We start from the raw sequence: 13,636 nt of genomic DNA on the forward strand, positions 1-13,636 counted from the left end.
GGCTTTGGCGGCGCGCCGCACCACGTTCGAGGTCAGCGGGGTCGCCGCCCCCCCGCGGGCCCCCCCCCCCCCCCCCCCCCCCCCCACGACGCTGCTGGAAGGCCCGCGCCTACCTCAGCGCGTACGCCGCTGCCTGCGCGAGCGTGCTCGCCGCCTCGGAGCGCTCGGCCTTGGTCGACTTCTTGTCGGCCAGCACCTTGGCGGCCGCAGTGAGTATCTTCTTGCGCGGTCGGCCCGAGGATGTGGTCGACGCCTGGGAAAGAGCGCTTGCTGCAGCCCTCTTCTCAGACTTCGACCCCTTCTTGGACCCCACCGTCCTACCCGCAGCGGATGCCGACTGGCCACCTGTCGTCTTCTTTGCGCCCGCGCCCGCCTTGCCGGGGCTCTGCGACAGTGCGCTGGCGGCGGCTTTCCTGCTGCTCTTGGTCGTGCCCTTCCGTGTGGAACGGCTTGCTGCCGAGGCAGCCTTCGGGCCCGTGCTGCCAGAAGCCTTCTTCTTCGCCATCTCGCTGTCTCCCTGTTCATCCGCCGGTTCGGCCGTGACCGCCTGGTACCCGGACTTCAGGACAAGGAACACCGGTGCCGCACTTTCTGATACCTCACCGGCACAACGGGGTCCCCGCGTGCGCGAGGTGAGATCACAAGCGCGAGGCCGAGACCGGTATACGGGGCGTGGGAGGCTGCACCGCTCACGGAGCCCTCGCGGGCGGGGGTACCCACATCCGCAGCGCCGTCGGCGTCCGGCCTGGTCGGGTCGGCTTACGCGTTAGCTGTGCCCGCGTAGGCGATGGTGAGGATGGTCATCGTCGCTGTGTCGTGGCCGAGGAGGATCACCGCGGTGACGTGGCCCCGGGCAACGGTGCGGATGGTGCCGTCGTTCTGCGTCGTACGCACCGTACCCCCGGGACCCGTCCGTCAGATGCGGGCGCAGTCCCGGAACGCCGGACGAGTCATGTCCCCGGCCCTCTTCCAGCTCTGCCAGCGGACGTGCGACTGAGGGACTCCTTGCCGCAGTCAGCTGCCCTTAGCTTTCCGGCCTGGCCCAGATGTCACTCACGGCACCCAGGCCATTTGCGGGAGAACGGGCGATCCTGGTGAAGCACCTGTCCGACGGTGGGAATGCGGTGGCCGTGCGAGGCCTCGTCCTCACCGCGGCTGTACCGGTGACGACGTGCCTATACGCGGTCTTGATCACCGGTCTGGCCGCGTGAGGCCCACCGGGTGGCCTGGCAAACGCGCAGATCCTCAGGCCGCGGGTGGTGCCGTGACCAGTTGAGCCCTATTGTCAGGCTCGCCCGTTCTTCCCTCTCTGAATGAAGAAGTAGCCCACTACAGAAATGCACCCGAGAATTCCTAGAAGTGCCCATCCTCCGCTCTTTCCAGAAGTAATCAAAAAAATGGAGAAGGCGATGCCCAGGGCTGCGAATACAGCAGCGAACTGAACGTACCGCTTCACGGCAGCCCGCTGCCCCATCGTCCATCCGCCGTGTGGCTCTGACATACCGAATTCCTTTCGGTGTCCTGGGTTTGGGCGGTTCGTCAGCATCAGATACGGACACAGCACGGCCCCGCTGGAGCGGAGCTCCGCGGGGCCTGATGCAGTCGGCCGGCCTGTGTCAGTCGGTGAGGGCGTCCTTGACCTTCTCCTTGGCCTGCCGGGCGTCGCCCTTGGCTTGATCGGTGCGGCCTTCGGCCGTAAGTCGTTCGTTGCCGACGGTACGGCCGGCGACTTCCTTGATCTTGCCCTTGGCCTGTTCGGTCTTCGCCTGGGCCTTCTCATCAGCAGCCATGACACTCACACCCTTGATCTGCTCGACGTTGCTGTCATCCACCGTCTGACCCCCGACGCCGTCTCCAAACGTGCCTCTCCACTCGCGAGTGGGCACGGTCCTCGTAGGCGGTCACAGTGGAAGGGTTATTCCGAGTTCCTGCATGGCGGTGGAGGGTGGTCCGCCTTCGGAACGTTCGGTCTTGTAGCCCTTGGTGGCGGGCGCCAGGGTGCGGGGGTCGACGGCTTCGGCCGGGGCGCCGGTGGCGGAGAGGTCTGGGGGCTGGGTGTCGCGGTCGTGCGGCAGAAGCCGGAAGACACGTCGGCGGAAGGTCCCCGAGGAGCGGGAGGCTTTGGCCTGGGGGCTCAGGAGTGCGTAGCCGATCATGCGACCGTCGCGGTGGTAGGAGGCTTGCCGCGACGGGGCAGGAGGCGATCCGGGCGTTCCGCGCGTCCCTCGTCGCCACCCGCGCGCAGTTCTACTTCGACGTCCCCTCGGGGCCGTTCTACGGGTACAACCGGCCCGGCGCCGAGGTGTCCCAGGGAGTGATCGACAACTGGTGGCGCCAGGGGATGCGAGGAGCCGCCAACGCACACTACGAGTGCATCAAGGCGTTCTCCGAGACGGACTTCACCGAGGACCTCAAGGCGATCGACGTCCCCGTCCTGGTCGCGCACGGCACCGACGACCAGATCGTGCCGTACGACGACTCGGCGCCGCTGTCGGCCGAGCTCCTCAGATACGGCCGCCTCAAGAGCTACGACGGTCTCCCCCACGGGATGCTGACGACCAACCCCGACGTGCTCAACCCCGACCTACTGGCGTTCGTCAAGGAGTGAGGGCCAAGGCTCGGAGGAGCCGAGGCGCGGCCGGCTCGTCCTCGGACCTTGCCACGCGTGGATGGCGGCGCACCGGAGCCCCGGTGTGCCGCCATCCACGTGTGAGACGCCTCCCTACGTTCCCGTGGAGCATGGGTCGCAGCAGGAAGGTGCGGGGTCCACGCAGATGGTGACCGCGTCGGTGTTGTCGGTGGCGTCGGGGTCCTTCTCGTTCCCTTCGGCCGTCGCGGTGTTCGTGAGTGCGCCGGGCTTCGTGGCCTTGGCTCGGAGCACGAGCGTCGCCGTGGCATCGTCGGCCAGGTCGCCCACCAGCCAGCGCCCTGTCGTCGGGTCGTAGTCACCCGAGGTTCCGTCGGCGGAGAGGAAAGCCAGGCCGTCGGGGAGCCGGTCGGTGACAGAGACGCCGGTGGCCGGGTTCGGGCCGGCGTTGTGGACCGTGATGCGGTAGGTGACCGTCTGGCCGACGGTGACCGTGGTCGCGTCGGCCGCCTTCGTCACGGACAGGTCGGCGGCGGGCTTGACCTGGGTGATCTGCTCGTCGGATGTGGACGTCAGAGGCTGCGGGGTGTCGCCGAGCCGGTTCTCGTAGGAGGCCGTCGCCGTATTGGTTATCTGTCGGCCGCCGCTCTCCCGGTCGATGACGACGCGGTACTCCACCGTGGTCCCGGCCGGGAGGGTCTCGGTGCTGGGCAGGCTGCCGCCCGAGGCGCCCGAAGCGCCGTTGCCCAGATGGAAGACGACCTGGTCGGCGTCGGTGTCGTAGTACGCCTGGTCGTCGCCCTGCCCGTCGCTCTTGGTCCCGGTGTTCGGGCCGTCCACGATGCGCAGGGAGCCGGGCAGGTACGTCGTCCCCTGCGGGATGACATCGGTCAGGACGAGGTTTTCCGCCGCTCCCCCGCCCTCGTTCCTGGCGGTGACCCGGTAGGTGACCGTGTCACCCACCTCCAGAGGCCCCGCCGGAACGGCGATCTTGGTGAGCTCCACGTACGGAGCGGTGCCGAAGAAGATGCCGTCCAGGAAGTTGCCGATGCCCTGATTGCCGCCGGCGGCCGAGATGGAGCGGAACGCGAACCGTGTCAGCACCTGGCCCGCCGGAACCGTGTAGGTGCCGGTGTAGTAGCCCCAGGCATTCGTACCGTCGGTGAACCGCCGCTGCTCCACCGTGGAGCCGGGCGCGCCGATGTCCAGCGCCATGGTGTCGTCCCCTTGGCGGCCACGATGGTACAGCCGCCAGTACAGCGTCGTACCGGGCGTGCTCGGCAGGTCCTGGTAGAGCGTGGACACCTGATTCGCGTTGAGTTCGGCGAACTGGGCGCCGTGGGCCGCCGGCACCCCGTTGAAGCCCGACCGCCACAGCTCGATCCTGTGATCGGTCGCTGTGGTCAGCCAGCCCGGCACATACTTGGCCGCCTGCGCCTGGGAGGCGTCCGGCAGGATCTCCACCCCGGACACCACAGGTTCCTCGAAACTGCCGTTGGCAAGCGCGACGCGAAGTGGAGCGGAAGGTGTGGTCATGGGTCTTCCCCCTCAGGTCGATGCCCGGACCCTCCGTAGCAAGACCGGACAGCCAGTAGCTCAAGGCATGCGACTCATTACGTAAAGCGACCACTGGCGGCCGCCAGCCAACCCCGTGCGCCGCGTTTCACGCCGTGGGCGCCGACCGTTGCCATGGGCCGATCACCGGTGTCGGAACGCTCCCGTCCCACTCGCCTCACGCCGCTCTTCCTGCACCCACGTCCTGGCCGGAAGCCCACCTTTTCCCTCCTGCCCGGAGTGAAACAGCCGCCGGACGGTTGACGCCGACGGCCGCTGCCGGAACGGGAGGGCGGCGTGCCCGCAGTCGGAGCAATTCGCGTCCGGTGATGGGCGAGGGACCAGGGTGAGCCAGGTGAGCAATGCCAGCGCTTCAGCACGCCCCGACCGTCTGATCACGTTGTCCGACGGCATCTTCGCGATCGCCATGACGCTTCTCGCCCTCGACGTCAGGATCGCGCCCGGTCTGGACTCCGAGCAGTTCCACGACGCGCTGCGCGAGAGCACACCCCAGCTCGCCGCCTACGCTCTGAGCTTCCTCATCCTCGCCATCTTCTGGCGCGACCAGCGGCAGATCCTGCTGATGTCCGCGAAGACGGGCGGCCTTCCCCAGCATTTGACGCTCGCCGTGCTCGGCGTGATCGCCATCGTCCCGTTTCCCACGTCACTGCTGGCCGAGTACGGAGCGCGCGAGACCTGGGCGGTGGTGATGTACGCGGCGACCATCTGCGCCATCGACCTGCTGCAGCTCGCCATGTTCGCGACGCTGAGGGGCCGGCACGGTGTGCGCGCCGTGGGTGAGTGGCAGGACACCGCGGCGGACCTGATCGCGCCGGTCGTCGTCTTCGGCGCCTCCGTACCCGTCGCCCTCATCGACCCGCAAGTGGCGATGTGGTGCTGGCTCGCCCTCTTCCCGCTGAAGACCGTCCTCGGCCGGCGGGAGCGGCGGCTGCGGAGCACCCGGCGGGAGGGCTGAGACCTGTGCCGTTTCCGTGCGTACGGGAGCACGCCCCGGGGACAGGTGCCCGGCACTCCGGTTCCTGGAGTGTGCGAGGAGCGGCGCCGGTCGGGCCGGGCGCCGCTCGCTCGCCGCGCGTTCCGTTAAGGCGCGTCCACCCGGACCCGTCCGTCGGCCGGCGTGCGCGAGGCCGCGCCATTGGCGTAGAAGGATTCGACGCGGGACCGCTCGGTGGCGTTCGGGACCGCGTTCCGGCAGCTGATACCGGCGCTCGACCCCGACATCAGCTGGGAGCACGGGCCGGGCTTGGTGTCCGGCAGACCCAGGCTGTGGCCCAGCTCGTGAGCGGTGATACGGGTCTTGTCATGGCCTTCGGTGACAGCCTGGCTGCCGAGCTCCACCCGTACCTGGCCGCCCGGCCGTACCGGCCCGAGTGTGGCCTGGGGCCAGCCGTTGGTGGCGACGATCTGGATCTCGGCGCGCGTCCCGGGCGCGGCCTTGACCAGTTTGACGTTGCCCACGTTCGCGTTCCACGAGGCGACCCCGGCCGTGATCGCCGCCTCCCAGCCGCCGGCCCGGCTCGCGTCGTAACGGAGGGTCACCGCGGCTGCCGCGCTCTCCGCGACGCGCGGGGTCGGCGCCTGCGTGGCGTTCGCCGCCGTGACGGTGGTCAAGGTGATCAACGCGGCGATGCCGGCCGCCTTCAGGCCTCTCGAATTCAGCATTGCTGTCCCTTCACTCATGGGGGCTCGGCCCCGGAGCGGAGCCGAGAGTGCGGGGCGGGCGGTTGCGCCAACCAGCGGGTAGAGAAGGCCGGTTGGCGAACCTCCAGGGCCGCAGGACCTATGCCCACCGCGAGGTGTTCGCCATGCCCCTGACATCCGACATAGGCCGGAAATCACCGGTGCCGATTACGGATCGGCAGCACCTTCGCGTACCGGCCGAACCACACTCACGCAGCCATGGCCGGATCGAGCCTGTCGCCCATGAGCACGGGACGATGCGGGACGGTGCGGTGGCGACGGCAGAGAACCGTGGCCGTTCCGTACTCTGAAGACATGCGGATGCGTCCCACCCTGAGCTGGACCCCCACCGAGGAGGCGTCGCCGGGCACCACCGATCTGGAGCCGGTCGCCGACGCCCTGGACAGGGGCGGCGTGCTGGTACTGAGCGGGGCCGGCATCTCCACCGAGTCGGGCATCCCCGACTACCGGGGCGAGGGCGGGAGCCTGAGCCGGCACACTCCGATGACGTACCAGGACTTCACCGCCGAGGCCCAGGCCCGTCGCAGGTACTGGGCGCGCAGCCATCTCGGCTGGCGCACCTTCGGCAGCGCCCGCCCCAATGCCGGGCACCGGGCCGTGGCCGCGTTCGAACGGCACGGCATGCTCTCCGGCGTGATCACGCAGAACGTCGACGGTCTGCACCAGGCCGCCGGCAGCGATGAGGTCGTGGAGCTTCACGGGAGCCTGGACCGCGTGGTCTGCCTCTCCTGCGGCACCTTCAGCCCGCGCCGCGAGCTCGCCCGGAGGCTGGAGGAGGCCAACGAGGGCTTCGCGCCGGTCGCCGCCACGATCAACCCGGACGGCGACGCCGACCTCACCGACGAGCAGGTCGGGGACTTCCGCGTGGTGCCGTGCACCCTCTGCGGCGGCATCCTCAAACCCGATGTGGTCTTCTTCGGGGAAACCGTGCCCCCGCAGCGGGTGGAGCGCTGCCGCTCACTGGTCCGCGAGGCGGACACGCTGCTGGTCCTGGGATCCTCGCTGACGGTGATGTCCGGGCTCCGGTTCGTCCGCCAGGCCGCCCAGGCCGGACAGCCCGTGCTGATCGTCAACCGGGATCCGACCCGGGGCGACCGTCACGCCGTCACCCGCGTCGCGCTCCCGCTGGGAACGGCCCTCACCACCGTGGCCGACCGGCTGGGTATTCCTGTCGACGACGGGTCGACCGCTATCGGGTGAGCCAGGCGGGCACCAAGGCCTCAGCGCAACCCTCCGTAACAGATCGCGACACTCGGTGAGCACTTTCCACCCATGTGGATGCTTTTGGCTAGTTTCCGGTCCACCAAGTCGGGTACCCCGCACTGAGGCGGAGCGCAGCGTTCCGCCTCGTGCACCACCCGTCGTTCTGGAGATTCCATGTCAGAGCAGCGCAAGAGTTCGTTCGCCACCGTCAATCCGTACACCGGGGAGACCCTCGCGGAGTTCCCGGCCATCGAGGGGGCGGAGGTGGACGCCGTCCTGGAGACCGCGGGCGACGCCTTCGACGCGTGGCGGAAGCGGAGCGTCGAGGAACGTGCCGCGCTGGTCGGGCGGGTCGCCGAGCTCATGAAGGAGCGCAAGGAGACCCTGGCCCGCCTGATCACCCTGGAGATGGGCAAGCTGATCGCCGAAGCGCGCGGCGAGGTGGACCTCGCCGCGTCGATCCTCACGTACTACGCGGAGCACGGGCCCGGCTTCGCCGCCGACGAGCGGCTCGACGTCGAGGAGGGCGAGGCGTATCTCGTCGACGAGCCGCTCGGGGTCCTGCTGGGCGTCATGCCGTGGAACTTCCCGCTCTACCAGGTGGTGCGTTTCGCGGGCCCCAACCTGGTGCTCGGCAACACCGTCCTGGTCAAGCACGCCGGGATCTGCCCGCAGTCAGCGCTCGCCCTGGAGGTGCTGTTCCGCGACGCGGGCGCGCCGGAGGGCGTCTACACGAACCTGTTCGTGAGCCATGACGAGATCTCGCGCATCATCGACAGCCCGGTGGTGAAGGGCGCTTCGCTGACCGGCAGCGAGCGGGCCGGGGCGCAGGTCGCAGAACGCGCCGGCCGCAACATGAAACCGAGCCTGCTGGAGCTGGGCGGCAGCGATGTCTTCATCGTCCTCGACGGTGAGGGGCTGGAGCGTACGGTCGGTGCCGCGGTGGCCGGACGGATGGCCAACACCGGGCAGAGCTGCGTGGCGTCGAAACGCTTCATCGTCCTCGCGGAGGTCTACGACGACTTCGTCGCGGGGATGCGCCGTGCGTTCGCGGCGCTCACGCCCGGCGATCCGTCCGACGAGGCGACGACGCTGGGGCCGCTCTCCTCCGAGCAGGCCGCCTCCGACCTGGCCGAGCAGCTCCGCGAGACCGTGGAGCAGGGGGCTGAGCTGGTGATCGGCGGCGGACGGATCGACCGCCCCGGCGCCTTCGTCGAGCCCACGATCCTCACCGGCGTCAAGCCCGGCATGCGGGCGTACGCGGAGGAGCTCTTCGGCCCCGCCGCCGTGATCTACCGGGTCCAGGACGAGGACGAGGCCATCGCGCTCGCCAACGACAGCCAGTACGGCCTCGGCGGGTCCGTCTTCTGCTCTGACGTGGAGCGCGGCCGCCGGGTGGCCGAGCGGGTGGAGACCGGCATGGTCTGGGTCAACCACCCGACCTCGACCCAGCCCGACCTGCCGTTCGGCGGGATCAAGCGCTCCGGCTACGGGCGGGAGCTGTCGAAGCTCGGCATGCAGGAGTTCGTCAACCGCAAGCTCGTACGTGTGCTGCCGCCCGACGCCGAACTGCAGGGCATCGCGGGCTGAGCAGCAGCACCCGGGGCCGTACCCCGTCCCTCGCTGCAGGGCCACATGGCAGCAGCGCATGGCGGTCCGCCCGGAGCGCCCTACGTACGCATCACGTTTCCGGCCCGCGCGGAGGACCGGCACGACCGCCCCTCCCGGACCCATCCCCCACCGCCTTCCGAGGCGTCGACAGCAAGGAGTTCACCGTGCCCGCGGTACCCGGCATCACCCTCAACAACGGTGTGACGATCCCCCAGCTCGGCTTCGGGACCTTCCAGATCCCGCCTGAGGAGACCCGCGAGACCACGCTGGCCGCTCTGGAGACCGGCTACCGGCACATCGACACGGCGCAGATGTACGGCAACGAGAAGGAGGTCGGCCAGGCGGTCCGGGACTCCGGGATCGACCGTGCCGACGTCTTCGTCACCAGCAAGCTGAACAACGACGCGCACCAGCGTGACGACGCCCTGCGGGCGTTCGACCGCACCATGGACGAGCTCGGTCTCGAGTACCTGGACCTCTTCCTCATCCACTGGCCCCTGCCCGGTTCCACCTCGGGCGACTTCGTGGACACCTGGAAGGCCCTGGAGGAGGTCTACCGGTCGGGCCGGGCCAAGGCGATCGGGGTCTCCAACTTCCAGCCCAACCATCTGCGCCGGCTCCTGGAGAGCAGCACGGTGGTGCCCGCCGTCAATCAGATCGAGGTGCACCCCTACCTCACCCAGGACTCCGTACGGGCTTTCGGCGCCGAGCACGACATCGCCACGGAGGCCTGGTCGCCCATCGCCCAGGGCAGGGTGCTCTCGGACCCGGCGATCACCCGCATCGCCGAGCGGCTGGGCCGGTCGGCCTCGCAGGTGGTGCTGCGCTGGCACCTGCAGCGCGGGGACGTCGTCTTCCCCAAGTCGGTGACGCTGAAGCGGATCCAGGAGAACTTCGCGCTCTTCGACTTCGAGCTCACCGAAGGCGACATCGGTGAGATCTCCGCCCTCAACCGTGACGAGCGCACCGGCCCCGACCCCGACACGTTCAACGGCTGACCGGACGTCGAGGCGGTGTGCGAGGGCCCGTCCGCGGGGCTGCTCCCGGGGCCGGGCCCTCCCGCATCACGGGCGGGCTACGAGACGGACTTCCGCAGATCCTCCGCCAGCGAGCTGATGGCCGCCGGGTTGCGCGGGCTCTCCACCAGGTCCACGTAGTCCAGGACGACGATCCGGTCGTTCTTGATCGCGGACACGTTGGCGAGCGGCTTGTACGACTTCAGGAACGCGCGCTTCTGCGCGGCGGTGGTGTCCCCGTAGTTGTTGATGACGATGACCTCGGGGTCACGGTCGACCACGGTCTCCCATCCCACCGTCGTCCAGCTGTCCTTGAGGTCCTTCATGATGTGGTCGCCGCCGGCCTTGGTGATGATGTCGTGCGGTCCGGCGTACGCGCCCGAGGTCAGCGGCTTGTCCTTGCCGTCGTCGTACAGGAAGACACGCGGGCGGTCGCTGCCCTTCGGCGCCTTCGCCCGAGCCTCCTCGACCTGCTTCTGGAAGGACGCGACCAGGGTGTCCGCGCGGTCCTTCACGTCGAAGATCATGCCCAGGTTCCGCAGGTCGGTGTAGAGCGCTTCGAGAGGCGGCATGACTCCACGCGCCTTGCCCTGGCCGTTGCGGCACGATTCGCTGAGGAGGTACGAGTCGACGCCGACACGCTTCAGTTCGGCGGGCGTGAAACCTTCGCCCTCGTTGAAGCCGTAGTTCCAGCCGGCGAAGACCAGGTCGGCACGGGCGTCAAGGACGAGTTCCTTGTTGATGCGCTCCTTGGAGAGCCACTTCGTCTTCTGGTAGCCGTCCTTCCACGGGACGGACGTCATGTCGCCCTTGTCGTCGGGCATCACGTAGCCGGCCATGTGGTCCTCAAGGCCGAGGGCGAACATGATCTCGGTGATGCCGACGTCGTTCGTCACGACGCGCCGCGGCGCCTTGTCGAAGCTCTTCTTCTCGCCGCAGTTCTCGACGGTCACCGGGTAGTGCCGGTCGGCCTCGGAGTTACCGTCCTTTCCGTCGCCCTGGGAGGTGACGTCCGCTCCGCAGCCGGTGAGGGCCAGGGCGGCGGCGAGCACGACGACTGCGGGGCGTATGCGGTTCTGCATGGCGGGTGAGGCTCCTCAAGGAGTGGTGGGAAGGTCGAAGAGCAGCTGGAGAGCGCCGGTCTCGGGGTGGGCGACACGGTGGGCGCGTACGCCGAAGACCTCGGCCAGCAGCTCGGTGGTCAGGACGTCGTACGGGGCTCCGGAGGCGACGATCCGGCCGCCGTCGATGACGTGGACGAGGTCGCAGTGGAGAGCGGCGAGGTTGAGGTCGTGCAGGGCGGTGAGGACGGTCAGGCCGCTGGCCCGGACGAGCGCGAGGATCTCCAGCTGGTGGGCGATGTCCAGGTGGTTGGTCGGCTCGTCCAGGACCAGGACCCGGGGCTCCTGGGCGAGCGCGCGGGCGATCAGGACGCGCTGCTTCTCGCCGCCGGAGAGCGTGAGGAAGCCTCGTTCGGCCAGGTGGGCCGCGCCGACCCCCGCCAGTGCGTCGACGCAGCGGCGGCGGTCCTCGTCGGTCGTCCGGGCCATCGGCCCCTGGTGGGGCATCCGCCCCATGGCCACGACCTCGGCCACCGTGAAGTCGAACTCCGCGCCGGCCTCCTGCGGGAGTGCGGCCAGCCGGCGGGCGCCCTCCCGTGCGCTCAGGGCGTGCAGGTCCTCACCGCCGACGCGGACCGCGCCGGCGGTGGGGCGCAGGGCCCGGTAGACGCAGCGCAGCAGGGTGGACTTGCCGCTGCCGTTGGGACCGACCAGGCCGACGAACCGGCCCTCGGCCGCGCCCAGGGTCACCTCGTCCACCAGCCGTGCGCCGGCGATCTCGACGGTCAGCGCGTCGATGTCGATCCGCATCAGATGCCTCCGAAGGAGTAGGACCGGCGGCGCATCAGCAGGATGAAGCAGGGGACGCCGATGACGGCGGTGAGGACGCCCACCGGAAGTTCCACGGGTGCCAGCACGACGCGCGAGAGGATGTCCACCCAGATCAGCAGGACGGCTCCGGCGAGCGGTGCGACGGCCAGCAGCCGGCGGTGGTCCGCGCCCACCAGCATCCGTACGGCGTGCGGGACCATCAGGCCGACGAAGCCGATCGCTCCGCTCACCGCGACGACCGCTCCCGTGACGGCCGCGGAGACCAGGAAGAGCTCCTTGCGCAGTCTGCCGGGGTCCACGCCCAGCGCCGCCGCGGTCTCGTCCCCCATGGCGAGGGCGTTCAAGCGCCGTGCCGACCAGGCGAGATGGGCGAGGCCGGCGAGTACCACGGCCGCGGCGATCGGTACGGAGGCCCAGTTGGCCCCGCTGAGGCTGCCGAGCAGCCACATCATCGCGGAGCGGGCCGCCTCGCCGCGCTCGGCCGCGAAGACCATGAACGTGGTGACGGCCGAGAAGCCGTAGTACATCGCGGTCCCCGTCAGGACCAGCCGTAGCGGGGTCAGTCCGCGTTCGGTGCGGGCGACCGCGTAGACGAGCGTCATGGCGAGCAGCGCCGAGACGAACGCCGCGGTGGACAGGGCCCAGATGCCCAGCGCCCCCAGCGCACCGAAGATCAGGACGGCGTTGGCGCCGACCGCCGCTCCGGAGGAGATACCGAGCACGAACGGGTCCGCGAGCGCGTTGCGGACCATGGCCTGGACGGCGACACCGATGGCCGACAGACCCGCTCCGACGATGGCGGCCAGCACGGCCCGCGACAGGCGCAGTTCCCAGACGATGGTGTACGCCGACACCTCGTCGGGCCCGATGGCTCCGCCGGTCAGCCCGGCCCACAGATAGCGGAGCACCTCGCTCCAGGAGAGCCCGGACGCGCCGAGTCCGGCCCCGCAGACGAGCGAGAGCGGAAGGGCGAGGGACAGGGCGGCCAGGAGGACCGGCACGGGTACGCGGCGGGGTGGTGCCGGTCCGGTGCCGCCGCGCGAGGGGCGCGACGGCTTGGCGGGTATGCGGTCGGGAGACGTGGCCACAGGGCGGTCGCTTTCGCCTCGGGCCGTACGAGCGCGCAAGGAGGAGCAGCCCGGACGGCGGCCGTCCCGCGCAGCGCCCTTCGCAGTCCACGGCGAATGGTCAGGAGCCTGTTCCGCCACGGGTGATCGGGCTTACAGAACCGAGGGTTCCGCCTACCGTTGCGGGTCAGCGCCGGACTTCGACCGGACTTCCCCCGCGGGGAGGTCGCAGCATATCGGTTGCGTCCGCACTGTCTTCGGGGCAGGGCTCCCGGTCGGCCCAGGATCCTGGACGTCGACCCGATCCGGCGCCGGATCGTCCGCTCGCACCGGCGGGCCGTAGCGGGGGCCTGATGCCAGGAGCCGGCTCGGGCGGCCCGGCTCGTTCGCCTGCGCGGCGGGGCCGCCGCTCTTCCGGGCGGGGGCCGTACGGCAGGATGAGGACATGAGCGTAGTCAAGATCAATGTGCTGACCGTCCCCCAGGAACAGCGCGAGGTGCTGGAGAAGCGCTTCGCGTCCCGGGCCCATGCCGTCGAGAACTCCGACGGATTCGAGTGGTTCGAGCTTCTCCGGCCCGTCGAGGGCACGGACAACTACCTCGTCTACACGCGCTGGCGTGACGAGGCCTCCTTCCAGGCCTGGATGGAGGGCCCGATGAAGGCCGCGCACCAGGGCGGTGGCGGCGCCGAAGGCGGCGAGCGTCCCAAGCCGGCGGCGAGCGGGTCCACCGTGTGGTCCTTCGAGGTGGTGCAGCAGGCCGGGCCGGCTACCGCTGAGTAGACAGCCGGGTGGCATGGGTGTGACCCTCCGGTATGAGAGTGCGCCCGTGTCACCCGGTGCTGTCGTATCCCTTCGCGGCGCCCCGGGTCAGACTCAGGGCCCACGGCGTCTCCTCCCGGCGGTTGATCCCCTGCGGCCAGGGCGTTTCCTAAGATCGGTAACGGGGGGCCGGTGAGCGGTGATCGGGGCGAGGTCCCTCCGTA

The 13,636-nt window shown here is 69.8% G+C and carries 13 protein-coding genes, 2 pseudogenes and 1 riboswitch; of the genes and pseudogenes, 6 read left to right on the plus strand and 9 right to left on the minus strand.

What is annotated here, in order from left to right:
• Positions 1 to 109: 109 nt before the first annotated feature.
• From ACIRR8_RS12420 to ACIRR8_RS12435, 4 genes and pseudogenes are all read right to left on the minus strand, one after another.
• Entirely contained in the window at positions 110 to 505 is a 396-nt protein-coding gene (locus ACIRR8_RS12420; protein WP_404062633.1) for a hypothetical protein, read from the minus strand.
• 254 nt (positions 506 to 759) lie between these two features.
• Entirely contained in the window at positions 760 to 894 is a 135-nt protein-coding gene (locus ACIRR8_RS12425; RefSeq protein WP_404062636.1) for a hypothetical protein, read from the minus strand.
• A 722-nt stretch (positions 895 to 1,616) separates the two neighbouring features.
• Positions 1,617 to 1,790, minus strand: coding sequence for a CsbD family protein (locus tag ACIRR8_RS12430; RefSeq protein ID WP_078618934.1), 174 nt, complete (start codon positions 1,788 to 1,790; stop codon positions 1,617 to 1,619).
• 111 nt (positions 1,791 to 1,901) lie between these two features.
• Positions 1,902 to 2,206 (minus strand): annotated as a pseudogene (locus ACIRR8_RS12435) (DUF6009 family protein); the annotation flags it as partial.
• Here ACIRR8_RS12435 and ACIRR8_RS12440 point away from each other — a divergent pair.
• Positions 2,198 to 2,608 (plus strand): annotated as a pseudogene (locus ACIRR8_RS12440) (alpha/beta fold hydrolase); the annotation flags it as partial. The pseudogenes ACIRR8_RS12435 and ACIRR8_RS12440 overlap by 9 nt on opposite strands.
• A 114-nt stretch (positions 2,609 to 2,722) precedes the next feature.
• On the opposite strand, the gene ACIRR8_RS12445 reads toward ACIRR8_RS12440, so the two are convergent.
• Entirely contained in the window at positions 2,723 to 4,123 is a 1,401-nt protein-coding gene (locus ACIRR8_RS12445) for a hypothetical protein (RefSeq protein WP_404062638.1), read from the minus strand.
• A 364-nt stretch (positions 4,124 to 4,487) separates the two neighbouring features.
• Here ACIRR8_RS12445 and ACIRR8_RS12450 point away from each other — a divergent pair, with 364 nt between their 5' ends.
• Positions 4,488 to 5,117 carry a TMEM175 family protein gene (locus ACIRR8_RS12450; RefSeq protein WP_404062641.1) on the plus strand — a complete coding sequence of 210 codons (630 nt, stop codon included), beginning with the start codon at positions 4,488 to 4,490 and terminating at the stop codon, positions 5,115 to 5,117.
• A 125-nt stretch (positions 5,118 to 5,242) separates the two neighbouring features.
• On the opposite strand, the gene ACIRR8_RS12455 is transcribed toward ACIRR8_RS12450, so the two are convergent.
• Complete coding sequence (locus ACIRR8_RS12455) at positions 5,243 to 5,824, minus strand: snapalysin family zinc-dependent metalloprotease (protein WP_404062643.1); 582 nt, start codon at positions 5,822 to 5,824, stop codon at positions 5,243 to 5,245.
• A gap of 333 nt (positions 5,825 to 6,157) precedes the next feature.
• On the opposite strand from ACIRR8_RS12455, the gene ACIRR8_RS12460 reads away from it, so the two are divergent.
• The 3 genes from ACIRR8_RS12460 to ACIRR8_RS12470 all read left to right on the plus strand — a co-directional run bounded on the left by ACIRR8_RS12460 (position 6,158) and on the right by ACIRR8_RS12470 (position 9,675).
• Positions 6,158 to 7,063, plus strand: coding sequence for an NAD-dependent protein deacetylase (locus ACIRR8_RS12460; RefSeq protein ID WP_404062645.1), 906 nt, complete (start codon positions 6,158 to 6,160; stop codon positions 7,061 to 7,063).
• A 177-nt stretch (positions 7,064 to 7,240) separates the two neighbouring features.
• Entirely contained in the window at positions 7,241 to 8,656 is a 1,416-nt protein-coding gene (locus ACIRR8_RS12465) for an NAD-dependent succinate-semialdehyde dehydrogenase (RefSeq protein WP_404062648.1), read from the plus strand.
• 185 nt (positions 8,657 to 8,841) lie between these two features.
• A complete protein-coding gene (locus tag ACIRR8_RS12470) occupies positions 8,842 to 9,675 on the plus strand; it encodes an aldo/keto reductase (RefSeq protein ID WP_404062650.1) in 834 nt (277 codons plus the stop codon).
• 77 nt (positions 9,676 to 9,752) lie between these two features.
• Here ACIRR8_RS12470 and ACIRR8_RS12475 read toward each other — a convergent pair whose 3' ends face one another.
• From ACIRR8_RS12475 to ACIRR8_RS12485, 3 genes are read right to left on the minus strand one after another with little or no spacing between them, the layout of a single operon-like run.
• Positions 9,753 to 10,775 carry an ABC transporter substrate-binding protein gene (locus tag ACIRR8_RS12475; RefSeq protein ID WP_404062653.1) on the minus strand — a complete coding sequence of 341 codons (1,023 nt, stop codon included), beginning with the start codon at positions 10,773 to 10,775 and terminating at the stop codon, positions 9,753 to 9,755.
• Positions 10,776 to 10,790: 15 nt separating this feature from the next.
• Positions 10,791 to 11,564 (minus strand): ABC transporter ATP-binding protein, encoded by a 774-nt coding sequence (locus tag ACIRR8_RS12480; protein ID WP_404062656.1) that lies wholly within the window; start codon positions 11,562 to 11,564, stop codon positions 10,791 to 10,793.
• Positions 11,564 to 12,673 carry a FecCD family ABC transporter permease gene (locus tag ACIRR8_RS12485; protein ID WP_404062659.1) on the minus strand — a complete coding sequence of 370 codons (1,110 nt, stop codon included), beginning with the start codon at positions 12,671 to 12,673 and terminating at the stop codon, positions 11,564 to 11,566. The genes ACIRR8_RS12480 and ACIRR8_RS12485 overlap by 1 nt, the downstream gene beginning before the upstream one ends.
• Before the next feature lie 99 nt (positions 12,674 to 12,772).
• Positions 12,773 to 12,906, minus strand: a riboswitch (cobalamin riboswitch).
• A 191-nt stretch (positions 12,907 to 13,097) separates the two neighbouring features.
• On the opposite strand from ACIRR8_RS12485, the gene ACIRR8_RS12490 reads away from it, so the two are divergent.
• Positions 13,098 to 13,433, plus strand: a complete 336-nt coding sequence (locus tag ACIRR8_RS12490) for an antibiotic biosynthesis monooxygenase family protein (RefSeq protein ID WP_404062661.1) — start codon at positions 13,098 to 13,100, stop codon at positions 13,431 to 13,433.
• Positions 13,434 to 13,636: the final 203 nt, after the last annotated feature.

The sequence above is a fragment of the Streptomyces sp. NPDC101178 genome (genome assembly GCF_044767965.1).
Lineage (GTDB): Bacteria > Actinomycetota > Actinomycetes > Streptomycetales > Streptomycetaceae > Streptomyces.

What these genes read in the sequence shown, in the direction of transcription:
- ACIRR8_RS12445 (WP_404062638.1), bottom strand. Translation starts at nt 4,123, where the DNA reads ATGACCACACCTTCCGCTCCACTTCGCGTCGCGCTTGCCAACGGCAGT.
- ACIRR8_RS12480 (WP_404062656.1), bottom strand. Translation starts at nt 11,564, where the DNA reads ATGCGGATCGACATCGACGCGCTGACCGTCGAGATCGCCGGCGCACGG.
- ACIRR8_RS12460 (WP_404062645.1), top strand. Translation starts at nt 6,158, where the DNA reads ATGCGGATGCGTCCCACCCTGAGCTGGACCCCCACCGAGGAGGCGTCG.
- ACIRR8_RS12465 (WP_404062648.1), top strand. Translation starts at nt 7,241, where the DNA reads ATGTCAGAGCAGCGCAAGAGTTCGTTCGCCACCGTCAATCCGTACACC.
- ACIRR8_RS12475 (WP_404062653.1), bottom strand. Translation starts at nt 10,775, where the DNA reads ATGCAGAACCGCATACGCCCCGCAGTCGTCGTGCTCGCCGCCGCCCTG.
- ACIRR8_RS12455 (WP_404062643.1), bottom strand. Translation starts at nt 5,824, where the DNA reads ATGCTGAATTCGAGAGGCCTGAAGGCGGCCGGCATCGCCGCGTTGATC.
- ACIRR8_RS12490 (WP_404062661.1), top strand. Translation starts at nt 13,098, where the DNA reads ATGAGCGTAGTCAAGATCAATGTGCTGACCGTCCCCCAGGAACAGCGC.
- ACIRR8_RS12420 (WP_404062633.1), bottom strand. Translation starts at nt 505, where the DNA reads ATGGCGAAGAAGAAGGCTTCTGGCAGCACGGGCCCGAAGGCTGCCTCG.
- ACIRR8_RS12430 (WP_078618934.1), bottom strand. Translation starts at nt 1,790, where the DNA reads ATGGCTGCTGATGAGAAGGCCCAGGCGAAGACCGAACAGGCCAAGGGC.